This is a genomic window from Spirosoma litoris (genome assembly GCF_054776755.1).
In genome coordinates, this window is sequence record NZ_BAAHBI010000020.1 from 534,707 (window position 1) to 556,124 (window position 21,418).

The following is a 21,418-nucleotide window of genomic DNA, read 5'->3' on the forward strand; positions in this document are numbered from 1 at the left end:
AAACTACGGCTTTGGGCCGACACCGGATGTTAGAGCAGCGTTTTTTAGCATTTATTAACGACAATCAGCTGTTCGGCTCCAATGATCGTGTGTTGTTAGCAATTAGTGGTGGTATTGACTCGATGGTGATGGCCGAATTGTTTCACCGAATTAACCAACCAGTTGCAATAGCCCACGTTAATTTTGGATTACGAGGGGCAGAATCTGAGGCTGATGCCCTTTTTGTCCAGAACAAGGCCGAACAGTATGGGGTTCCGTTTCATTGCACTCGTTTCGACACCAGAGCTGTGGCTGCCGAACGTGGTATTTCGATCCAAATGGCTGCTCGTGAATTGCGGTATACCTGGTTTGCGCAACTTCTCGACGAATATAAATACGCTTGTCTGGCCACAGCCCATCATCTGAACGATACGCTGGAAACCCTGCTGCTTAATCTGACACGAGGCACGGGGTTAGCTGGCCTACATGGTATTGCCAGCAATCAGAATGGCATTGTGCGGCCATTGCTATTTGCGACTCGCCCTCAGTTAGTTACTTACGCCGATGAACGAGAGTTGCTTTACCGAGAAGATAGTTCGAACAGCGACCATAAGTACGCACGTAATCGGATTCGGCATCATGTTGTTCCTGTATTGACGAGCCTGAACCCCGGTTTATGGCAAACGTTGCCCCGCACTATTGAGCGCCTGAGAGCTGCCGAAACATTAATGCAGGCTGAGCTTGAGCGATCCTGGCAGCAAACGGCCGTAGTGAAGGGGCCGCAGATTAGTTTGCCTACAGCTAAGTTACAGGCTTTACCGGAACTTGATTTTCGACTGGCAAATTGGCTGAAACCATTTGGCTTTACGGATGATCAGGCAAATCAGATCGCAAACGCTTTAAATCGACCCGTTGGGCAAGTTTTTCAATCAACAACGCATCGGATTAGTCACGAACGCGACGGGCTGTTACTCGAACCATTGCCATCGCGGCTATATCCCGAGATTACATTAACTGACTTAACGAGTGGCCTCGTGGAAGTAGGGCGCGCCTTTTCGCTGACCATCGACGAAATTGAAAAATCACCCGACTTTCGTCCTCCTGCTGATTCCGCCATCGCTTGCCTGGATGCGGATAAATTACAACTTCCGCTGACCATTCGCCCCTGGCGACAGGGTGACCGTTTTCGGCCGCTTGGGTTGAATGGCCATAAATTAGTCAGTGATTTATTGAACGATTTGAAACTGAGTCGGACTGAGCGTGAACAAACGGCAGTACTGCTCTCTGGCGATCAAATTGCGTGGGTCATTGGGTACCGTATCGACCATCGGTTTCGGGTGCAGGCAGAAACTAAACGAATAGGCCGATTTTTGTTGAATTCAAAAGCTGATTCCACGCTTGAATAGCTATTCGGAAAATTGTATTTTAGTGTGATAAAACGCGGCTCATGTGCATTTAGAACTGATCTTAAACTGGATTTTATAAAATTGGCATCCTATTTGATATGTTTCCGGCGAGACTAACTCACTAATACCATGAACCGAATTGTACGAGTCCTACTACTAACAGGACTAGCCTTCTGGAGTCTGAATGCCCAGGCACAAAGTGCACGGCTACGAGCGGCTAATAAGCAATTTGATAATTTTAGCTATGTAAGCGCAGTACGGGCATACGAAGAGTTTTTACGGGTCGATAAAAAGAAAGATCCCGCCGAAACTCGCGATGCCCTGATTAAGCTTGGCTATAGCTATCGTAAGTTGCAGGATACCCGAAATGCCGAGCGTGTGTATGGCGAACTGGTTAAATCATATACTGATTTAGACAGCGAAGTCTACCTCTATTATGCACAATCGTTGGCGGCTAATGGTAAGTACCGGGAGTCGCAGAAAATGTATAGTCAGTATGGCGAAAAACAGGGTCAGGATCTACGTGGACGCCGATTTACAGTGTCTTATATGGATATGAGCCGGTTCTATCAGGACTCATCATCGTACCGAATGTACAACCTGCCAATCAACTCTCGTCAGGCCGATTTTAGCCCGATGTACTATAAGGGTGGAATTGTTTTCGTGTCCGCGCGTGATGAGTCGGGCGTAGTGAAGCGGGTGTTCAACTGGAACCAGACTCCGTTCCTGGATCTCTATTTTCATCCAGATACAAACCAGCTTCGAGTGCCGGGTGCCGATCTGAATCGCTCAGTTAACTCTTCCGTTTTGGGTGGTGGTAGCGATGTAAAAGCAGGAAATACAGAAGTTGCTGCCGATGCACAACCCTTGTCGAAAGCCGAAATTTTTAGCCGTACACTCAATACCAAATACCACGAGGGGCCAATGACCTTCACGAAGGATCAAAACTTTATCGTCTTTACCCGAAACAATACAAGTAAGGGAAAAGCCGGTAAAAGCTCGGATGGTGTAAAAAAATTGAAATTGTACTCTTCCGTGAACAAGAATGGGAAGTGGGTTGATATCCAGGAGGTACCATTCAACAGTAGCGAATACTCTGTCGGTCATCCCGCATTCTCGGCTGACAACACGAAAATGTACTTTGCTTCGGACATGCCTGGCGGTTATGGTGGCACAGATATTTACGTAGTCGAATTTAACAACGGTCAGTGGGGAACGCCCGTAAATATGGGCAAGGAAATCAATACGGAAGGTAACGAAATGTTCCCATACGCTACAGAGGGTGATGACTTGTACTTCTCATCCGACGGACATGAAGGTCTGGGTGGCTTGGATGTATTTGTGGCCGAACTAAAAGACGGTATCGCCTACAAAGGCGTTCAAAATGTAGGCGCACCGATCAACTCCGAAAAAGATGACTTTGGCTTCATTACAGATAAAAACCGCACAACAGGTTTTGTGAGTAGCAACCGTAAAAAAGGGGTAAGCGACGATGATATCTATTCGTTCCGACGGACTTGTAAACAGTTGAACATTTTGGTATATGACGCCAAAACCAATGTGCCACTCGAAAATGCTGACGTTCGGATTTTACGGAATGGTGTCAATCAGGATCTTCGGTTGACTAATGTACAGGGCCGCACGGATTTGTGTGTGGATTCGAATACCGAATATGAATTCAAAGCGATCAAGGAAGGTTATGCCATGAACAGCGTTCGCTTCTCAACTTTGACCCAATCACCAAAACCCGTGATGAATGTATCGATTTATCTGGAGAGATCGGAAAACACGTTGGTGAAGGGCGTTATCAAAACCGAGGTGAACCAGCAGCCTGCAAATGGCGTGAAAGTTACGCTGCGGAACGAGAAAGACAAATCGGAGCAAACGGTAACGACTGGTCCTGATGGTGGCTACGAATTCGATGTAAAGCCGAATGCGCCTTATACGATTACGGCTCAAAAAGATCGCTATGCAACTAAAAGAGCCCAGTATGGCAAAACGAAGCGCAAGTCGAAAGTTGTTACCGATTCGCTGGGTTTATATGGCGTAGGCGATGTGTTCCAACTCAAGAACATTTACTACGACCTGAACAAGTTCTTTATTCGGGCCGATGCGGCACATGAGCTTGATCACGTACTGGCAATTCTGAAAGAATATCCACAAATGCAGATTGAGTTACGTTCGCATACCGATGCTCGTGCTACCGATGCGTACAATATTCGCCTGTCGGAGAGCCGTGCCCGTGCTGCAATGGATTATTTAGTAGCAAGAGGGATTCCGGCTAATCGATTAGTGGCGCGTGGCTATGGGGAGTCAGAAATTTTGAACGGCTGCGTTGATGGGGTGAATTGCACGGAAAGCGAACACCAGCAAAATCGCCGGACAGAGTTTAAAGTCTTAGCTGTGCAGTAAGAAACATAATCAATAAAAAAGTAAAAGCGGCCCGTTTTTCAACGGGCCGCTTTTACTTTTTTAGAAAATCACTTACGATTGTTTAACATGTTTCTTATGCACCGCTGACGTCGTGGTTTTAGACTTCATTGATGGTGTCGTGGTTTTCTTCACCGTTGTGGTTTTCGATACGGGTTTGTCTTGCGAAGGTGTATTAGCAAACGTGCTATTGAGGCAAAGAGCGGCTACTACGAAAGCAGCCAAGATGGATTTTTTCATGAGCTTACGAATGGTTTTAGTACAAAGCGCACCTTTTGAGTGAACTTCCTGAATGAAAGTTCGACTCCTAGTCTGAAGAGCCGATGAATGATAACTTAAAAGGGAGTTAAACTGTTATCACACGCACCGTAACTGATAGCTGCCCTACATGCCGCATCGTGTGTTCGGCGGAGTGTGTTAGTAGGCCAATTACGGTTGAGGGCAATTGCGCTCTCCCAACCCCGCGTACATCAGTCAGGGTTTGTTCGTCGGTACTTCGAAGTTGATCAATGGCTTTTTCAATCTGCTTACTAAACAAATCAACTAATTCCTGGACAGAAAGCGATGTGTTCTCGGGTTTGCCTTCTGAAGCTAAGAAGGCCAGCTGATCAGCTGAAAGAGTTTCTTGTCGCGCATACGTGAAGAGCCGATCCAGTACGCCTGTCAGATGTTGCAGATGAAAACCAACCGACGCTACGTTCGCAGGTCGTTCCCAAAGTAAATGTTCTGGAAAATTCTGCATCAATGCGTTTACTTCTTCGCGAGCTTGCATTAACGCATGCGCTATGGGCTGAACCAGTGGTGGTATATCGAGTAGGGGGCCACGGAGCCAGACTTCACGCGTTTCAATTGGAGGTTGCATAGGTGTACTTACTTAAGCGGGTCTACGAATAGAGCAACAGTTAGCAAAATAGGGGCAAAAAATTTATTTACGACGACTTTCCTTTTCGTAGGTACGCCTATATAGCTAAACAACGTCTGATAGTCTCACCAATTAAACGCCTATTATATGCGACTCAACTTTAGTTTTTGGCTTAGTGCATTAGCGCTCTTTGTGACACTAACTTCCTGCATAGATCATCGGGTTCCGGCAACCCAACAGTTCCGAATCAAGAAAGTTAGAACAACATACGTGGATGCCAACGCGATAGGAACAACAACTACGTACAATTATGATGGTAGTGGTCGGTTAGTTAGCTATGTTGGTTACTACGGCAATCCTACACTTCCTAATGACTCGACAAGCATAAACTATGATGCACAGGGAAGAATAGCAACCATCGTGCATGCAGGTTGGAGTGCTTATAAAAAAATATGGAATCCCTCCGTAAGCTATTCCTATGAGTATGACGTGAGCGGGAATATCAGTACCGTAAACGAATACTTCATTAACGTTCCGCCGAATTCCCCATCATTGGTGAAGAAGTTTCAGTTAGCGTATGACGGTACTAAATTTCCCGTTAAAGTAATAAGTGATTTTTGGGACATTGGCGGATTTAAATTGGGGCAGTCGTTAGAGCAATACACCTATGCGGGAGGAAATATTGTCAAAGTAGAAAAAAGTGGAAACCAATCTGCGAATGGCACGTCGACCTTTCAATATGACGACAAGCCCAATCCTTATTACGGGTTAATTACTGGCGAGCCTGACATCCGTATTTTCAGTAAGAATAATGCCGTTACAAGCGATAAGCAATACACTTACGACTCGAATGGCTTGTTGACGAAGGTTGTTACAACCAAAGCCACAACGGAATATGAATACGAAACCTACTAAGTTTTAGGTCGCAAAAGTAGAATTGGGTCTGAAATGTAAACACACGCTTACGTTTCAGACCCAATTAGTAGTATCGCTTAGAATGAAAAGAGAATGTCTTACTTAAATCACCGTTCCGCCGTCGGCATAGAACAGGCTCCCGGTGCTATACGATGAAGCATCTGAGGCTAGAAAGAGCGCCAATGGGCTGATTTCGTCGGTGGTCCCCATACGAGCAATGGGAATATGTTTGGTGAAGCGAGCCAGCGTTTTTTCGTCCTGCCAGAGTGCCTGACTGAACTTGGTTTTAATCAGTCCGGGACAAATGGCATTTACGCGAATCCCGTCAGTGCCCCATTCCTTCGCCAGCACTTTGGTAAGCATATTCAAGGACGCTTTGCTGACGCTGTACATGCCCAGGCCTGGGTCGGGTGTGTGACCTGCAATACTGCTGATCATGATAATACTGCCACCGCCACGGGCTTTCATGCTTGGATAGCAGAGTTTGCTCAGTTCAAAAGGAGCCTTTACGTTGGCCTGCATGATTTTATCGAAAGCCGCGCCGTCGCAATCGAGCGAAGGACCGAAAACAGGGTTTGACGCTGCGTTGTTGACCAGAATATCAATGCCGCCATAGGTTGCAATCGTCTTGTCGACTAGCTGCTGAAGCTGGACCATATCACCTACGTGGGCCGCAATGCCGGTTGCCTCGCCCCCTTGTGATTTGATGTCGTTGGCGAGGGCATCACAGGCATCTTGTTTACGACTGCTGATCACAACCTTAGCCCCAAACCGGGCAAACACACGGGCTATGTCTTCACCAATGCCTTTGCTGGCTCCGGTAATGATGGCAACCTTTCCTGTTAGGTCAAAAAAGGATTTTTCGGTAGAGGGTATGTCTTTCATAAAGGTTTAGGTTTGAGGTATTCGGTTTACGGTGACCCGGCTAGCGACAAACCACCGTAAACCGAATACCTCAAACCAAATACCATTTTTACTTTTCAAAGAAGCAAACCGAGCCACCGACCCAGTCTTTGTTTTTGTTGAAGTTAACGCCAATCATTTCGCCCCGGCTCAGGCGACTAAGGTTTGTAATCAGCGTTGGTTTTGGGTCTTCTTTAGGCCAGATAAACAGCATTCGAATCTCACACTTCACCAAACCATCCGGCGACTGAATAACGGGTTCGTATTTCACCTTCCGCTGAAGCAGATACCCATCGCGCTGATCGGCTGGAATGGCATCGAGATCGGCCGTGGTGATGGTTAGTTTAACCCCGCTACCAGCAAAAGAGAACAGCGGTTTTAGTACGTAATTTTCTAAATCGGCCGGATATTCACTCAAATCCGACAGATAATAACTGGCTGGAACATACGGACTTTTCAGCAAGGGCAATGTGTACTTGCTTATACGGAAAAACCAGTTCGGATGGCCAACCCACTCAACATCAACGTCGTCGGTGAGGTGAAAATCAGTATTTAAATCCGGGAAATTTTGTAAATCATCAAAAATCAGGCGGTTGTAAATGCGTTTGATTCGTATTTGCCGACCGTCTTTTTCGTAAAACAGCGCACAACCTTCCTTACGAATCTTAGTCAGGCAGACAGGTGCAACGCCCAGCGCCTGTTCGGTCAGGACAAAGTCAATGCGTGTTTTTTGCTTTTCGGGATAAATTTCCAGCAAAATGACTTCTTCGGGCAGGCAATCACCCACGATCATTTGACGGAGTTGTTCCAGATATTCCGCATTCGTATCAATAGTGAACAAATGTGATAAATTATCAGGAATTGGGTAAATCGTACGGAACAGATTAGCTACATAAGGCTGAAACCCATAGAGTGACGGGAAGCCCTGTAGTTCAATAAGTTGGGGCGTCAGCTCACCCTGTTCATCTTTACAAACGGCAAAATCGACCGCCAGAAACTGGGTATGTTCATCTTCGTTCGGTACTTCCTGACCAGCTGGGATGGCTTTTTCAGTCAGCTTTTTGAAGTCATCGCGGGTAATAACACTGACAATATCATCACAAGCTTGCAGTAGTTTGTCTGTCAGTACTTTTGGGACAAAAACAGGCGTTTCTGCTACGCGAAAATCGAGCTGGTCGGGCAGATCAGCATTTATTTTATCCAAAAAAGCCCGGTAAGTTTCCGGGCTAAAAGCTTGGTTGAAAGTTTCTCGAACGGATTGTATCATAGATTTTTTATGACAGGCTTAATTCTGTTCTATAAACTGTTCGGTCAGGTCCAATGCCTGAATGGCTTGACTTAAAAAGCTGGGTAGAATAACCGACTCGGTGAGCGCAATTTTATCGGGGTCCTGTAAATAGGCCACCATGTCGTTGTACTTCTCCTGACCGAAATTCGAGATGATATGATTACGCTTTTCGTCTTGTAGAAAATACCGTAACATCCCCTGATTATCGGCTTCGGGGTGAAATTGCGTACCAATAATTTCAGTCGAAAAACGAATAGCCATTACCGCGCGATCAAGCAGAACGTGCGGGCGGATTTTTTCGAGACACAAAATTGTGGCTCCCATTTCGTCCAGACGTTCAGTATTTGGTTCTGTAATCTGGTAGTCTCGTGAATCAACCGCATAAAATGGATCAGGTAAACCCTCAAAAAGCGGCTCTTCTGCTCCCTCATCGGTTTTATGAACCGGGAAAATACCAAACGAAGTAGACCGGCGCCGACTTAGTAAGCCTAAGTCAAGATGGCGAACTACTAATTGGAACGAGTGGCAAATCAGGAAAACAAACTTTTTGCGATCGTTATGCTTGTTCCAATCCAGAATCTGGTCAATCAGATCGAAATAACGAGCTTCCCATTCTTCTGATGACGCTAATGGACTACCTGGCCCCCCCGACGAAATGTAGATATCGTACTCTAAATCAGGAATTTCGTTTTTTGATCGGACATCGAATATATCATAACTGAGTTCATCCTGCGTATGCCCCTGCATGTTCCGAATCTGTTGTAGAATACAACGCATACCTTCGTTGGCATGATTGTTATTCATATCCAGAACGGCAATTTTTACTAAATTCATAGGTTGTAGTTACGGCTAATTGTTGATGATAGTCGTTCGAAAAATAACTGTCAGATACCCAAAGAAGTTTCTTCGATAATATAATCCATAACGCTCTTAAAGCTATTTGTCTCTTGAAAAACAGCCAGTTGACGGTCGGCACCAGTACCCATTTCGAGGATTCTGAGCACGTATTCGCATTCTTCGCGGCTGCCAAGCTCGTCTACAACGTCGTCGATAAAACTTAGTAATTCGTGAATCAACTGGTGGGTGGGAACCTCTTCCTGCTTGCCAAAATCAATCAGTTTTCCTTCGATACCATATCGCGCAGCCCGCCATTTGTTTTCGTTGATCAGGATGCGCCGGTAGGGGCGGAAGTTCAGATTTTGCTTGTGAAGCTTATAAATCTTGGCCACCAGCGCCTGCATGATAGCCGCCAAACAAATGGTTTCATCGATACGCATCGGCACGTCACAAATGCGGAACTCAATGGTATCGAAGAAGGGGTGTAAGCGAATATCCCACCAGATTTTCTTCCCGTTGTCGATACAACCCGTTTTTATCAGCAGGTTGATGTATTCGTCATACTCAGCCGCCGACGAGAAAAAGTCAGGAATACCTGTACGTGGAAACTTGTCGAATACTTTGGAGCGATACGACTTGAAACCAGTATTCCGACCTCTCCAGAATGGTGAATTGGTGGAGAGCGCGTAAATGTGGGGCAGAAAATACCGTACGGCATTCATGATCTGAATACCCTCATTCCGACTTTCGATGCCAACGTGGACGTGTAAACCAAAAATGAGGTTTGAGCGGGCCACATCGCGCATTTCTTCAATTAGTCGATCGTAGCGTTCGTTGGGAGTAATAAGCTGCTCCTGCCAATCTGAAAACGGGTGCGTTCCAGCAGCCGCTATTTTCAGATTCTGTTTTTCGGCCAGTTCGATAATCATCTTGCGGAGATACGTAACTTCCTGGCGTGCTTCCTGAATATTGGTGCAGATATTAGTGCCTACTTCAACCACCGCCTGGTGCATTTCGGCCTTTACGCGCTCCTGGAGAACTATTTGACCACCGTCAACGATCTTCGACATGTGCGAACGAAGCTCGCCCGTGTTGGGGTCAATTGTCTGAAACTCTTCTTCAATACCAAGGGTGAATACGGGCATTAGTGTCGTGGGTTAGAAAAATGCAGTTTCGTATTAGTTGAGAAACGAAGAGGTAAGATAATAGTTTTTCGATTGGGGCGCTATGGCCTGCAACGACAATTCATTTTTTTTATTAACCAATTATAAACGCTGGCGGCCAGCAGATAATGTGCGCAACATATCGTCGATAGCCCCAATATCATTGAATTGGAATCAGCTTAAAGGTTCGATCAAGCGCATAATGCACTGTATCGGCTGTTTTTTTTGTACCCATTGTAGCACTCAGATAGGTTTTTGAATAATAATAGACCTGTGGGTCCTGCCATCTGTTCGCAATTTGTAGGGTTGTTAGCGAATCCAGTTTCGAATAGTAATTGATCGAGTCCAGATCCGCTTTGGCGGTATTACCAGAGGCCGTGTAGCGTTTTGAAAAATAGGCCATTTTATTGCCATAGTTTTCCTTACTAAGAGTATCCAGACGCCCCGCGCCAATCATGACAAAATCGGTTGTTTTTAATTCATGGATGGTCAGGTCTTTGGTTGACTTTTCAAGATAACGGCGGATGCTGTCGTCCATTTTACCGCAAATTTTCTCTTTACTAGGCGCACAGGCAGCTAATAAAAAGAGGAAACAGACAGGGGAAATATATCTCATGGTTGCTGTTTTAGACTGCGAAACTAATCGTAGGTCAGGTAAAGTACGGCTTTGTTACTGGAATTAAACGGTTAATTTTCGACAGGACTAGTGCTTTGGCAAAATAGATTCCAGGGGGTTCTATAGATTCTTTTGGTTCTATTGTGCTGATAATCAAAGGCGATAGAATCCAAAGAGTCTATAGAAACTAAATTGGACGAGTACTAGTAGACAAGATGTTGGTCAACAATATCCTGTCTATTCCTGTAGTCCTGTCGAAAAAAGAGACACAGCCTGTGCTACATAAACTTGTTCTACAACCGGCCATCTTTATCTACGACCTTCCATTGATTTTGTGGTTATCAGGGCCGCTGGTTTTTGCACTAATTAAATCGACATTGGGTTTCTCTGGCAACGTCAATCGATTAATGACAGGTATTAACCACGAAGACTGGACACATGATCTAAAACGCGGTACATATAGCCTGTAGAATTCAAGTAGCGCTACATGACAACTCGTTCATTAATCTATACCGCGCTTAGTAGTAAGATGGCAGACCCACCTAAACGAAATATTATCGAAACCGTGAAGCAGTACGGAAATCGGCTGTCGCGCTTTATTCGTGGACAGGTGAAATCCGATGAGGACGCGGAAGATATTTTGCAGGATGTCTGGTATCAACTCAGCAAAGTAGTTGATCTCGATGGAATCGAAAGCATTAGCGGTTGGTTGTTTCAGGTGGCTCGCAATCGAATAACAGACACGTATCGGAAGAAAAAAGAAGATCCCTTATCGGAGTTGATAATTGAGGATGACGAAGGGGAGATCAGTTTTCGGGAAATTCTGTTAGCTGATGCACAAACGCCCGAAGATCAGTTCTTTAAAGATATTTTCTGGGACGAATTAATGCGGGCACTGGATGAGCTGCCCGAAAATCAGCGGAGCGTGTTTGTTCAAAATGAACTGGAAGATCGCACCTTGCAGGATATTGCGGATGAAACCGGCGAAAACCTGAAAACGATAATTTCGCGAAAACGATACGCTGTGCAACACTTGCGGAAGCGGTTACAATCCCTGTATAACGAACTCAATAACCTGTAAGACAATGAGAAATTACCCTGGCCGAAGACGACTTCGTTTCTTCTTTCCGGTGTTCATCCTGATGGCCTTATTCTTTTTTTCGTTTGTGGTCTATTGGCTCTGGAATAGAGTACTGGTTGCGGTTGTTCCCGTGAAAGCCGTTACCTATTGGCAGGCAATGGGATTACTGGTTTTGAGTCGAATCTTGCTGGGAGGATTTAAAGCGGGACCATCGGGTGGGCGCTCGTTTGATGGCGGAGGTCCTGCCTGGCGCGAGAAGTGGCGCCAAATGAGCGACGAAGACCGAGCGAAATTCAAAAATGAATGGCGACGACGGGGCGAAGATCGCTCGTAGCTGTTGGTACATAAACCTAGTAGTAAGCCCTCATCAGATGTTTTTGGTGGGGGTTTTTAGTTTACAGGATTTATCGTGAAGTCGGGTTCTAAAACCCGACTTGGTGAAGTTTCTCAAAACTGACATCACTCTACAAGTTTTTTTAGCCTTGGTAAAGTAATTTCTTCCCTGATCCGTCATCCTTAGTACAACAACAAATAACTAGACAACAACCATGAACAATAACCTTGTAAAATCAATTGCTGCCGGTGTACTGCTGGGAGCCGCTTTATTCATCATGCCGTTCTTTCTGATTCGACTGGTGGTTTTTTTTCTGATTATCGGGGCTCTGTTCCGCCTTTTTGGGGGTAGGCGTTTCAGGAGGGGCGGATGGGGACAAGGTAGAGGCTATGGCTATATGCCCGCCTTTGCCGACCGGATTCGCCAGATGAGTGACGAAGAATACAATCAGTTCAAGCAACGTTTCGGGCGAGGTGGTCGCTGTGGTGATTATTTCAACCAGAAAAGCACTGAAAATCCGACGAATGACACCTCAACAAACGTATAACTAATCGCAACAAATGAGACAACGCTTAAATCCCTGGGCCGTGATCGTTACGGCCGGGCTTACCTTCGGGAGCCTGATGACATTCATCGGTCCTCATGCCTATAGCCATCGAGGTTGGGGCTATTATAGTTATCAGAATCATCACGATTGGCACAATCATGGTGACTGCAAAGGGCATCATACCGATAAACAGCCTGATGCAATAAGGTGATCTTAAAATGGGGTCACGGTATACATATATCCAGGATATGGCCTACCGTGACCCCATTTTAAGATCGAACAAAATCAATAATTAACCTAGCTTCGGCTCTACCCATAGAGCCGTAAAACAGCCTACTAGCAATACCAGCCAGACCCAGTTGGGGAGCTGAGCAGTGCTTGTTCGGGTAGTAGGTCCTTCGAGGGACGAAGACAGTGAATGAGCTTGCATAAACTGACCGACAAGTGTCCGATTCGCAATTGGATCGTTGGTCGTCAGCCGATTGACATACAACGCTAAGGAGTCCTGCACAGGCTGCCAACCCGATTTACGGAACGATGAGGTTCCCGTTGCTGAGCGGTCATTCATTGGAGAATAACGTAGACGAAGCGTATCCTGCCCAACACGAAGGCTCATTAATCGGTTGGTGGGATTATTGACGGAAATCGTGTGCCGAATACCGCTGTATACAGGCGCATCTACCTGAACTGTATTTTGGTCCGACTCCGATAAGCGAGCCAATACGGCTGTCCAAACCCGATTGTAAGTGGCACTATCACCGCTCAGCGACAGGGGGTAAGTTTCGCTCAATAGGCTAACACCCACTCGTCCGGTTGTTTGCTGAGCCGCAATCGGGTAGCCTGCTACTGAAAACTGATTGGGGCTATCGGCAAATCGATAGGGGAGGGCGTTCAGGCCGTTGCCCAATGGAATGAGTGGTTCGTTGTTGATTTTACGTACCTGCCAACGGCTTCCCAGGGCCAGGTTAATGGTGCGACAATCGACTTCCGGATTTGTCAGATTAATAAAAAGAACCGCTTTTCCATCGGCAATGGCTTTTTTGACTACTGTGCTGGCCGCGTTGATGGGTTCGGTGATGATAAGATCGGGCGTCGTTTTACTTCCTGATTTCCCCGCCTTGTTAATACTTACCTGGCTACTAATAGCTTTCGAAAGCGCGGCCGATACCGTTACCGTGTATCCTTGCTTACCCAACCAATCGGCTAAAGTCTTGCTCTCAAAATCCGGATTATTGAGCAAAATCTGGACTGTAAGTGGATCGGTTGGCCGAGTAAAGAAATGAAGCGTGTCGAGCGTGCTGGTTCCGAGTACGATTTCTGCCTGACTATGGCCTTTGGTAAATGCTGGAAATTGAAATGTAAAGGCGTTTGCTCCTTCGTGCAGTGCCACACTATCCAGTGTCTTGTTGCCAAACCGGACTTGGAGTGATTGCTTTTTTGAGGATTGAAGCCGACCCCTTACCTGCTGCATTTCGCCCAGTCGAACGATACCTTTCCAATGAAGAGCCTCAAGCTGATCGGGTTGATTATAGGGAATCCACTGGATTTGGGCGTTACTCAGCTGAGTCAAGGTTTCGGTCGGGAATTGCTGACCAATCAACGTGATCGAATCATAGTTCGCTTTTAGGGTCCGACTGCTAAAACTCTCGTCAATATGAAGACTGTCTTTCACGTGTCGGGCAACTGAAGCCGGAACATCGTCGCCAACTAGCAAAGCGTGCGTTGTTGCTCGGGAAATAGGCCATTGAATTTGCAGAAAATAGGCAACCAGAACCAGCCATAGCAAACCATTCAACCCCGCCCGAATCCACTTTCGATTACTGGAAAGAGAATCATTGCGACTAACGAGCCAAAGCTGAACAACAAGTAATGCCAGCAAGGCTACCGCAATAAGCCAGGAAATAGGTGTAGTCCAGTTGATGGTAGTATGCATTCTAATTAATGAATAATGGGTAATGGATAATGAGTACTATAAAATGGACAATGGGGAAGGCCCTGCATTATCCATTACCCATTTTATAGTACTCATTATTTCAAATGCCGCCAGAAAGCTTGTTGCAATTTACGGTCGCTTACATACGATGCGCCGGTTCGTTCCGACGCCCCTGTTAAGGCGTATAGCTTTGTTTTTAGTCCTGTTTTCTCTGCTGAAGAAATCGACTTGCCACCTGCCAATTTCTGGAGTGTAGCCAGCATCGACCAGTTTTGCAGATTCCCGTTTATAGTAGGATCAGACAGGGCATTGCTAAGCTGCTGTGTTGTTAGCCGCTGTTGATTGTTGAGCGTTGGTAAATCCAGATAGCCCAGAACGGTGGCTACCAGCGATTCAATTCGTTGCTGGCTGTAGTTACGCTCCTGCTTGAACGCGTCCGTAACGTTTTTGAACTCACCCGTTAAGCGAGTTTCTTTTTCCTTCGTTTGCGGAGGATCGAATCCTGTTTTCTTCACGTACGTCCGGGCTTTTTGCTGCGACAGTTTCAGGAATTTAAGGGCTTCCTGCTCATATGGCAAGGCTTTTTCGGGCTCATACATACGCAGATGTAATTCCGACTGCCACATATTTTCGAGTGCCGTTTTGAGCAATGCCCGCGTCGATTGTTCGTGGAACGTGTTCGTTTCTGCATCGTCGTGGTTGTGCACGTATTGCTCCATTAACGCGGCTAGCGGGTCTTTACTATCATCAGCCGCTCCATGACTATGGCCATGATCGTGATCATCGTCATCATCATGATGCGCCTGGGCCGGACCGCCGTGATCGCCTTCGCCCTCATCGTGTTTGTGCATGTACGCGTCGATGGATGCCATGCCTGATACAGGAGCCGCATCGCTGTGCGCATGACTATCCCCACCAATGGACTTCTCAAATTCTTCGCCCAGAAACTGGCCATAACGTAATCGCAAGGCTTTTTGATCGAAGCCAATTTCATTCGACTGGCTTTTGAACGCGTGCGTCGGATTCGACTTATCCGCCATTTTCTTGCGCGTGGCAATCAATTTTTCGGTATCGATAATAATCTGCCGCTGACTCCGGAAATACTCCGGCATAATATTCACCGCCATCGTTGCCAGTTCACTTTCTTCAACCTTGGTTGTGTCTTTATAAACGACAAAATAAGTATCTGACTTGGTGAAATTTGGTTCGGGCTGACGATTGTCGAAAGCGGCCCAGTAATAATAGAGTTCATCGCCGGGCGTGAAATTGAGCGCTTTCAGATCAATGGCTTTCGTGAGCCGGGCTTCCTTGAAGTTTGTTGGACTAAGCGGGAATTTCATTTCGCGAAACTTTACATTTTCGCCGGAACCTCGCGCCACGGTGGCTACAATAAAGGCTTGCGAAATGCTGAAATCATCGGAAAATTTGGCTCCGATGTTCATTACTTTCGGGTCTTTAAGATAGTGGAACTGATACAATACTTTTGAATCGGGTTCAATCTTAGGAGCCAGGTCTGGCTTGGCTTCAAGTCGATAAAAATCAGATTGATAAATGACGGAATCTTTGTTGTCAGCCGTTCGCCAGTAGGCTTTGATTGCGTATAACCCCGAGCTAATGAGTCGATCCTGATATGTGAACCCATCACCCGCTTGTTTAAAGGCTAACTCCTGCCCGCGACTACCAACAAGCCGAACGGATACGTGCTGATTATGACTGAATGCTACTTGCCAGGTCAGGTTTGAACCAACAATCGACGATGCGTTTAGATTTGTTGAGTTTGTTTCGGGCAACCGTGTATAAGCTGGTGGCTGAATTCGTAGACTTGCCGACTCGAAGGCGGGCGGAGCAGGTTTACTTTCTGGCATAATGGTCGCTAGAAATCCGCTCCTTTTAGGGTTCGATTTTGGCCCGTTTTTCAACATCGGGAAACCGATATAAACAGCCAACGCACCCAAGAGAAACAAACCATATACCCCTGCTTTCGATAACACAACAACTGGTACCTGAACGTGTTGGATTTGCTGATTCAAACGGTCAAGCTGGAGTTGCTCGGCCAGATTGAGCTGAGGCTTGGTTAACAGGGGCAGACTGTATTCGGTATCGCCAACCGTCTGGTGAATAAGCCGAATGGCAACGGGCTTTTTGTCCTGATAGAGTTTGTTGAGGACGGCCCCAATCCCAAACCCAACCAGACCTGCTGCAATAGGCCAAATAGACGGTCCGGTAAACGTGACTGTCAGCAAATAGGCCGAAGTGGCCAGCAGAAGACAACGCAGCAGGGCGTTGGCATACAACTGGTATGTGACCGACGAGATAAGGCGTTTCAGTTCGTTCATGCGTTTTTAGTCAAGGCAAGCCAGCGTTCGAGTAATACTAAAACGATAAACAACAGGAGTAGTGCGTTTTGAAGGCTCGCATGTTGTTCCGTTGTTGGTTTGGTTGAGGGTATAAATAATGTTTTCAAGTCACTGTGAGTCAGTGGCTGTGTAGTTACTATCACATTATAGTGCTGTAGTAACTGTTCGCCCAGCCATTCGGGTAACTGCCCATTTTCAACACGCTCAGATGTTTGAGGTGTTAGGGTTTCGTTCGTCAAAATGAGGTTAGAAAACGCGGTAGGTTGCACGTTCCCGGAGACGATAAACAACGTTTGGGGCGATGACTTTGCGGGCACTTGATCGCTGAGTACCCAGTCGTATACCTGATTAGGGCTTTGTTTGTCGTCAATTACTAAATCCAGGCCATATACATCTGTCAGGGCAGCAAGAGCAGCTGCAACCGTTTGTTTTTCGTGTGCGTTACGATAGCTCAGTAGCGTTCGAATGGGCCCTGAATGCGTAGGTTCCGATTGGAATTTTAACGAAGGCTCTAGCGAAGGACTGCTCGTTAATTTGCCTGTTCGATTGATAAACAGTTTTTTGCCGTCTTTTAGAAGTAGGTAAGCACGGGGCTGACTTGTCGAATCAGATATACTGTGCAATTGAAACCGCGCCGGAACCGAAATGGCCGGAACCTCAGCAAGTGCCTGATTATTGCCGATATAAAGATGCAGTTCGTTGTGCTGTACATCCAGTTGATTAATAGCTGTTTGCAATCGTAATGGGCCAAGTTCGGGGGCGTTTGGAAAGTTGTACGACTTGCCCTCCATCTTTTCCAGATGCTCGTCTGCCCAAACAACCTTTTCGCCTTTCTTGACCGCTTCCGTTAGCTCAAATTTGAAGTTATCTGCAACTGCTGAGCTAGGTTGTACTAAATGGATTTTCTTTACTTCTGGTGATTTACTAAACCAATTCAGTAGCGGTTGGGCGAGTAAAATAGCCAGCAGAATCAGCAATAAACACCGAATAATCAGCAGCAGAATATTGTCAAGCTGAAGACCTCTACTTTGTTGCTGTTGCTTTTCGACAAGCCATTGCGTAGCCGCCCAAGGCAAGGGTTTGCCATGCTTCTGATGCCAGAAGTGGATGATGACCGGAATGACAACGGCCAACGCACCCCACAGGAAAAGTGGCTCAACAAAGGGCATTAGTGTTTGTGGTTTGAAGTTTAAAGTTTGTAGTTTGAAGTTAATGACACATCAGCATCTACAGACCTCAAACTACAAACTTCAAACGAGTGTCAACTTGTCAAAAACTGTTTTAATACTAAGGCTATCGGCTCGCTTAAACGGATGCGGATGAGCCGAACATGTGGTATTCGCAGGCTTACGTCTAAGTTGTTCAGATACTCTGTTGCTCGCTGGCGAACGGTATCCCGAATGGCATCGGCTTGTAGTTCAATTTCTTTTCCTGATTCCAGATCCTGAAACCGATAAAATCCACTGATCGAGAAGTCGACCTCCTGATCACCCAGGAGTTGAAAAATGACAATCTCCCGTCGGGGGCCAGCCACTTTTTGAATCAGATTCACCCATTCATCATTTACCTGAAGAAAGTCGGAAACAATAACGAGCATTTCACTTTGCTTACGACTGAACTCCGGGAATGAAGTGGCCGTGCTCGTCCACGGGCCGTTTGCCTGGGCGGCTTCAAGCGTCGCTACGAGTTTTAGAAAAGCCTGTTTGCCCGCCGGAACCAGCGTTTGTATAGCGCTATCCTTTAAACTGTACAGGCTTATCTGATCGCTCTGGCGATTGGCCAGATAGGCCAGCGAAGCCAGTAGGATTTTAGCGTATTGCAATCGACTGATGCCCGCTTCAGTGTAGTTCATCGAGCCCGACAAATCGATCACAAAGCGGATCTGCTGGTTACTCTCCGTTGCGGATTCACGAACCAGGTATTGATTCGACTTCGCAAATAATTTCCAGTCTATCCGTTTCGGATCATCGCCGGGTGTATAATGCCGAAATTGTTCGAACTCAGTTCCAATACCCGATCGCTGGCTGGCCTGAATACCCAATAACGACTCATCGCTGACTAATTTTCCAGCCAGTTGCAGATTATTGAGCTTGATGAGATCAGTTGTGAGCATAACTATACGGTTTTGGGTTTGTGGTATATGGTATAGGGTAAAGATGCCAGCACTTTCTCGCGTCAGCTACCGTAAACCAAATACTGTAAACCGTAAATCTTTACACTAATCGAAGCTCCGTTAACAGTTGCTTAATGACCCGATCAGTCGTAATGCCTTCGGCTTCAGCACGGAAATTAAGGGCAATGCGGTGACGTAGAATGGGATAAGCCAACGACTGGATATCTTCGGGAATAACCGAAAAACGTTCGTTGAGAACAGCACGGGCTTTCGCGCACAAAACTAGGGCCTGGCCGGCACGAGGGCCAGCTCCCCACTGACACCACTGTTTTACGTACGATGAAGGTGAACCATCGGGACGGGTAGCTCGTACGAGTTTATTGATGTAGCTAACCAGTTCATCGCTAATATGCACTTCGCGAGTTAGTTTTTGCAACTGGATAATATCCTCATCCGAGAGCACCGTTTTCAACTCAGGACGGGCAGTTCCTGTTGTGCTTTTCAGGACGTTTAACTCCTCCAGCTCACCTGGATAGCTAAGTTTGATGTACAGCAGAAAACGGTCTAACTGGGCTTCGGGTAGGGGATACGTACCGGCCTGTTCGATCGGGTTTTGCGTCGCAATAATCAGGAAAGGTTTCGGCAATGGATAGTTTTTACCACCGTAGGTAACCTTATACTCCTGCATGGCTTCGAGCATTGCCGCTTGTGTTTTAGGCGGAGTCCGGTTAATCTCATCGGCCAGCACAACATTCGCAAAAATTGGCCCCTGATTAAAGACAAATACTTTATGGCCTGTTTCCAGATCGTCTTCCAGAATCTCCGTCCCGACAATGTCGCCGGGCATCAGATCGGGTGTAAACTGAATGCGCTTGAAACGCATAGCCAGTGCATCCGACATGGTTTTTACCATCAAGGTCTTCGCAAGCCCAGGAACACCCTCGAGCAAGCAATGTCCACCCGCCAGAAGCGAGATCAGGACCTCGCCAATGGCATCCTCCTGTCCAATAATGACCTTTCCAATTTCTTTTCGTAGCTGAGGCAGCTTTGCCACCAGCGCTTTGTAGTGAGTTAAGTCTGTTGATTCCAACTTGCTATGTGTATCAGGTTGTATGAAGTGATGTATGATATAAGATGTATGAAGTATGACTGTCAATACATCATATATCGTACATCCTATATAAACTCATGCTGTTAATGCGTATGTCACAATATTGACTCCGAATTTAGTGTTGTCTTCGGCCAGAAAACGCTTGTTTCGGAAGTCGTAATCCCACTCGCAACCGTAATCTTTGTTGCTATACAGAACTCCAATTCGACCATTGATCATGATGGCTTTCAGGTAGTCATGCACCAAATCATCGCCCCAGCCATTCAACTCGAATGAGGTTGTAGGCGGGCCTTCGGGAAATTTAAAAAAGCAGGTATAGATGGGGTGTGAATTAGGTATTTTCTGCAAGGCCTTTGGCCCAAATGTACGGGCCATTTCCTGCTCAAATGACTTGGCAAACAGGCCGTCAACATCGTGGTTGCAGTCGTCGACAAAGACGAAGCCACCGTTCTGTACATAGCGCTTAAAGTGGTCACGTTCTTGTGCCGAAAACTCAACCAACTTGTGTCCGCTGAGGTAGCAAAACGGGCTTTTGAACAGGTCAGGACTGCTCAACTGCACCACTTTTTCTTTCTGATCAACCGGCAACGTTGTGTACTCTACCAGCGAGTGCATCAGGTTCGATGGCATCCGTTGGTCTGTTTCCCAGTCACCAGAAGTGTATTGGATTCGAGTGAAAAAAAAAGGTTTCAAGCGCGTTTGTTGATGAAGAAATTAGGTCAGTATAAATACCGTCAGTTGTTAATCAATCTGTCGATATTACTATTAGCAGTTAATATTATATTCATTTTAGGGGCTGTTTATAAAACGTATATAAACAGCTCAAAACCTACATTTTATGCTTAAAAATACATGTTTTGCCGTTAAATAACTAAGGATTTAGCGGTTTTTCCATCACAAAATCTTCCATAAGGAAGCCATCGCCAATATCGATATCTTCGGTACCAACTACTGAAAATCCCATTCGTTCGTAGAACTGAATGGCCTTATTATACCGATTGACGTTTAAGCCCAGATGGGTGTTATGGTGAGCCGTAGCAATGTCGCCAACCTGATCAATCAATAATCGGCCAACGCCCTTGCCCTGGCTGGCTGGGAGTAAATAAATTTTGTGGATTTTAGTGAGGGGCTTGCCAGTATAATCTAGCTCGTAGGAAACGTAGCCAAGATACTCATTGCTATGGGTGTTTTTCGCGATCAGGAAAACGTGCTTTTTTTCGTTGATCTGGGTAGTTAGTGCATCCTGGCTGTACATCATTTCGAGCATGTAGCTGATCTGATCGGGCGACAAAATTTCCCCAAACGTATTGGGCCAGGTCTGATAGGCAATGTCGCGAATGAGGGGTAAGTCTTGTTCGGTGGCTTGGATAATGGTGATCATTAGGAGAGTAATGAAAATGAATAGAACGCTGATGACGCAGATTGAAAAGGATTTACGCTAATAAAAAATCTTTATCAACGTAAACCCTTTTCAATCTGCGTCATCAGCGTTCTAATTTACACCGCGTCCGACAAACTCGTAAGGTAAACTCCTAAATTTTCA

Annotated in this window: 22 protein-coding genes; 8 read left to right on the forward strand and 14 right to left on the reverse strand. The window is 46.2% G+C overall.

Annotated features, from left to right (window positions below):
• The first annotated feature begins 11 nt into the window (after positions 1-11).
• Together tilS and ACYVGR_RS14260 are read left to right on the forward strand one after the other, a co-directional pair.
• Positions 12-1,385 (forward strand): tRNA lysidine(34) synthetase TilS, encoded by a 1,374-nt coding sequence (gene tilS, locus ACYVGR_RS14255; protein WP_460957711.1) that lies wholly within the window; start codon positions 12-14, stop codon positions 1,383-1,385.
• Positions 1,386-1,514: 129 nt separating this feature from the next.
• Entirely contained in the window at positions 1,515-3,797 is a 2,283-nt protein-coding gene (locus ACYVGR_RS14260; RefSeq protein ID WP_460957713.1) for an OmpA family protein, read from the forward strand.
• A gap of 72 nt (positions 3,798-3,869) precedes the next feature.
• Here the strand turns inward: ACYVGR_RS14260 and ACYVGR_RS14265 are convergent, their stop codons facing one another.
• Both ACYVGR_RS14265 and ACYVGR_RS14270 read right to left on the reverse strand, forming a co-directional pair.
• The gene (locus ACYVGR_RS14265; RefSeq protein ID WP_460957715.1) at positions 3,870-4,055 is read right to left on the reverse strand and encodes a hypothetical protein; all 186 of its coding nucleotides are present in this window, start codon (positions 4,053-4,055) and stop codon (positions 3,870-3,872) included.
• Positions 4,056-4,161: 106 nt separating this feature from the next.
• On the reverse strand, positions 4,162-4,677 hold the full coding sequence (locus ACYVGR_RS14270; RefSeq protein WP_460957717.1) for a DinB family protein: 516 nt from the start codon (positions 4,675-4,677) through the stop codon (positions 4,162-4,164).
• 147 nt (positions 4,678-4,824) lie between these two features.
• Here ACYVGR_RS14270 and ACYVGR_RS14275 point away from each other — a divergent pair, with 147 nt between their 5' ends.
• On the forward strand, positions 4,825-5,592 hold the full coding sequence (locus tag ACYVGR_RS14275; protein WP_460957719.1) for a hypothetical protein: 768 nt from the start codon (positions 4,825-4,827) through the stop codon (positions 5,590-5,592).
• 102 nt (positions 5,593-5,694) lie between these two features.
• Here ACYVGR_RS14275 and ACYVGR_RS14280 read toward each other — a convergent pair whose 3' ends face one another.
• The 5 genes from ACYVGR_RS14280 to ACYVGR_RS14300 all read right to left on the reverse strand — a co-directional run bounded on the left by ACYVGR_RS14280 (position 5,695) and on the right by ACYVGR_RS14300 (position 10,399).
• Positions 5,695-6,477 carry an SDR family NAD(P)-dependent oxidoreductase gene (locus ACYVGR_RS14280; protein WP_460957721.1) on the reverse strand — a complete coding sequence of 261 codons (783 nt, stop codon included), beginning with the start codon at positions 6,475-6,477 and terminating at the stop codon, positions 5,695-5,697.
• Between the two features lie 88 nt (positions 6,478-6,565).
• Complete coding sequence (locus ACYVGR_RS14285; RefSeq protein ID WP_460957723.1) at positions 6,566-7,762, reverse strand: hypothetical protein; 1,197 nt, start codon at positions 7,760-7,762, stop codon at positions 6,566-6,568.
• 18 nt (positions 7,763-7,780) lie between these two features.
• The gene (locus tag ACYVGR_RS14290) at positions 7,781-8,617 is read right to left on the reverse strand and encodes a type 1 glutamine amidotransferase (protein ID WP_460957725.1); all 837 of its coding nucleotides are present in this window, start codon (positions 8,615-8,617) and stop codon (positions 7,781-7,783) included.
• Between the two features lie 50 nt (positions 8,618-8,667).
• Positions 8,668-9,765, reverse strand: a complete 1,098-nt coding sequence (locus tag ACYVGR_RS14295) for a carboxylate-amine ligase (protein ID WP_460957727.1) — start codon at positions 9,763-9,765, stop codon at positions 8,668-8,670.
• Positions 9,766-9,943: 178 nt separating this feature from the next.
• Entirely contained in the window at positions 9,944-10,399 is a 456-nt protein-coding gene (locus ACYVGR_RS14300; RefSeq protein ID WP_460957729.1) for a hypothetical protein, read from the reverse strand.
• Between the two features lie 215 nt (positions 10,400-10,614).
• Here ACYVGR_RS14300 and ACYVGR_RS14305 point away from each other — a divergent pair, with 215 nt between their 5' ends.
• The 5 genes from ACYVGR_RS14305 to ACYVGR_RS14325 all read left to right on the forward strand — a co-directional run bounded on the left by ACYVGR_RS14305 (position 10,615) and on the right by ACYVGR_RS14325 (position 12,572).
• Positions 10,615-10,869 (forward strand): hypothetical protein, encoded by a 255-nt coding sequence (locus ACYVGR_RS14305; RefSeq protein ID WP_460957731.1) that lies wholly within the window; start codon positions 10,615-10,617, stop codon positions 10,867-10,869.
• A gap of 59 nt (positions 10,870-10,928) precedes the next feature.
• Positions 10,929-11,480 (forward strand): RNA polymerase sigma factor, encoded by a 552-nt coding sequence (locus tag ACYVGR_RS14310; RefSeq protein ID WP_460957805.1) that lies wholly within the window; start codon positions 10,929-10,931, stop codon positions 11,478-11,480.
• A 4-nt stretch (positions 11,481-11,484) separates the two neighbouring features.
• Positions 11,485-11,814, forward strand: a complete 330-nt coding sequence (locus ACYVGR_RS14315; protein WP_460957733.1) for a hypothetical protein — start codon at positions 11,485-11,487, stop codon at positions 11,812-11,814.
• Positions 11,815-12,028: 214 nt separating this feature from the next.
• A complete protein-coding gene (locus ACYVGR_RS14320; RefSeq protein ID WP_460957735.1) occupies positions 12,029-12,361 on the forward strand; it encodes a hypothetical protein in 333 nt (110 codons plus the stop codon).
• Between the two features lie 13 nt (positions 12,362-12,374).
• Positions 12,375-12,572: a hypothetical protein gene (locus ACYVGR_RS14325; protein WP_460957737.1), complete on the forward strand. Its 198-nt coding sequence runs from the start codon at positions 12,375-12,377 to the stop codon at positions 12,570-12,572.
• Positions 12,573-12,653: 81 nt separating this feature from the next.
• On the opposite strand, the gene ACYVGR_RS14330 is transcribed toward ACYVGR_RS14325, so the two are convergent.
• The 7 genes from ACYVGR_RS14330 to ACYVGR_RS14360 form a co-directional block, all read right to left on the reverse strand.
• Positions 12,654-14,294 carry a hypothetical protein gene (locus ACYVGR_RS14330; protein WP_460957739.1) on the reverse strand — a complete coding sequence of 547 codons (1,641 nt, stop codon included), beginning with the start codon at positions 14,292-14,294 and terminating at the stop codon, positions 12,654-12,656.
• A gap of 95 nt (positions 14,295-14,389) precedes the next feature.
• The gene (locus ACYVGR_RS14335; RefSeq protein ID WP_460957741.1) at positions 14,390-16,630 is read right to left on the reverse strand and encodes a hypothetical protein; all 2,241 of its coding nucleotides are present in this window, start codon (positions 16,628-16,630) and stop codon (positions 14,390-14,392) included.
• Positions 16,627-17,820 (reverse strand): BatA domain-containing protein, encoded by a 1,194-nt coding sequence (locus tag ACYVGR_RS14340; protein WP_460957743.1) that lies wholly within the window; start codon positions 17,818-17,820, stop codon positions 16,627-16,629. The genes ACYVGR_RS14335 and ACYVGR_RS14340 overlap by 4 nt, the downstream gene beginning before the upstream one ends.
• A 92-nt stretch (positions 17,821-17,912) precedes the next feature.
• A complete protein-coding gene (locus ACYVGR_RS14345) occupies positions 17,913-18,764 on the reverse strand; it encodes a DUF58 domain-containing protein (protein ID WP_460957745.1) in 852 nt (283 codons plus the stop codon).
• A 100-nt stretch (positions 18,765-18,864) separates the two neighbouring features.
• A complete protein-coding gene (locus tag ACYVGR_RS14350) occupies positions 18,865-19,854 on the reverse strand; it encodes an AAA family ATPase (RefSeq protein ID WP_460957747.1) in 990 nt (329 codons plus the stop codon).
• Between the two features lie 96 nt (positions 19,855-19,950).
• A complete protein-coding gene (locus tag ACYVGR_RS14355) occupies positions 19,951-20,568 on the reverse strand; it encodes a DUF4159 domain-containing protein (RefSeq protein ID WP_111349998.1) in 618 nt (205 codons plus the stop codon).
• A 178-nt stretch (positions 20,569-20,746) separates the two neighbouring features.
• Entirely contained in the window at positions 20,747-21,256 is a 510-nt protein-coding gene (locus ACYVGR_RS14360) for a GNAT family N-acetyltransferase (protein WP_460957749.1), read from the reverse strand.
• Positions 21,257-21,418: the final 162 nt, after the last annotated feature.

Bases quoted from the DNA above. Each gene is read 5' to 3' on its own strand.
- ACYVGR_RS14305 (WP_460957731.1), top strand. From the start codon at position 10,615: ATGTTGGTCAACAATATCCTGTCTATTCCTGTAGTCCTGTCGAAAAAA.
- ACYVGR_RS14360 (WP_460957749.1), bottom strand. From the start codon at position 21,256: ATGATCACCATTATCCAAGCCACCGAACAAGACTTACCCCTCATTCGC.
- ACYVGR_RS14285 (WP_460957723.1), bottom strand. From the start codon at position 7,762: ATGATACAATCCGTTCGAGAAACTTTCAACCAAGCTTTTAGCCCGGAA.
- ACYVGR_RS14295 (WP_460957727.1), bottom strand. From the start codon at position 9,765: ATGCCCGTATTCACCCTTGGTATTGAAGAAGAGTTTCAGACAATTGAC.
- ACYVGR_RS14270 (WP_460957717.1), bottom strand. From the start codon at position 4,677: ATGCAACCTCCAATTGAAACGCGTGAAGTCTGGCTCCGTGGCCCCCTA.
- ACYVGR_RS14260 (WP_460957713.1), top strand. From the start codon at position 1,515: ATGAACCGAATTGTACGAGTCCTACTACTAACAGGACTAGCCTTCTGG.
- ACYVGR_RS14290 (WP_460957725.1), bottom strand. From the start codon at position 8,617: ATGAATTTAGTAAAAATTGCCGTTCTGGATATGAATAACAATCATGCC.
- ACYVGR_RS14265 (WP_460957715.1), bottom strand. From the start codon at position 4,055: ATGAAAAAATCCATCTTGGCTGCTTTCGTAGTAGCCGCTCTTTGCCTC.
- ACYVGR_RS14340 (WP_460957743.1), bottom strand. From the start codon at position 17,820: ATGCCCTTTGTTGAGCCACTTTTCCTGTGGGGTGCGTTGGCCGTTGTC.
- ACYVGR_RS14300 (WP_460957729.1), bottom strand. From the start codon at position 10,399: ATGAGATATATTTCCCCTGTCTGTTTCCTCTTTTTATTAGCTGCCTGT.
- ACYVGR_RS14345 (WP_460957745.1), bottom strand. From the start codon at position 18,764: ATGCTCACAACTGATCTCATCAAGCTCAATAATCTGCAACTGGCTGGA.
- ACYVGR_RS14325 (WP_460957737.1), top strand. From the start codon at position 12,375: ATGAGACAACGCTTAAATCCCTGGGCCGTGATCGTTACGGCCGGGCTT.
- ACYVGR_RS14310 (WP_460957805.1), top strand. From the start codon at position 10,929: ATGGCAGACCCACCTAAACGAAATATTATCGAAACCGTGAAGCAGTAC.
- ACYVGR_RS14315 (WP_460957733.1), top strand. From the start codon at position 11,485: ATGAGAAATTACCCTGGCCGAAGACGACTTCGTTTCTTCTTTCCGGTG.
- ACYVGR_RS14330 (WP_460957739.1), bottom strand. From the start codon at position 14,294: ATGCATACTACCATCAACTGGACTACACCTATTTCCTGGCTTATTGCG.
- ACYVGR_RS14275 (WP_460957719.1), top strand. From the start codon at position 4,825: ATGCGACTCAACTTTAGTTTTTGGCTTAGTGCATTAGCGCTCTTTGTG.
- ACYVGR_RS14320 (WP_460957735.1), top strand. From the start codon at position 12,029: ATGAACAATAACCTTGTAAAATCAATTGCTGCCGGTGTACTGCTGGGA.
- ACYVGR_RS14335 (WP_460957741.1), bottom strand. From the start codon at position 16,630: ATGAACGAACTGAAACGCCTTATCTCGTCGGTCACATACCAGTTGTAT.
- ACYVGR_RS14280 (WP_460957721.1), bottom strand. From the start codon at position 6,477: ATGAAAGACATACCCTCTACCGAAAAATCCTTTTTTGACCTAACAGGA.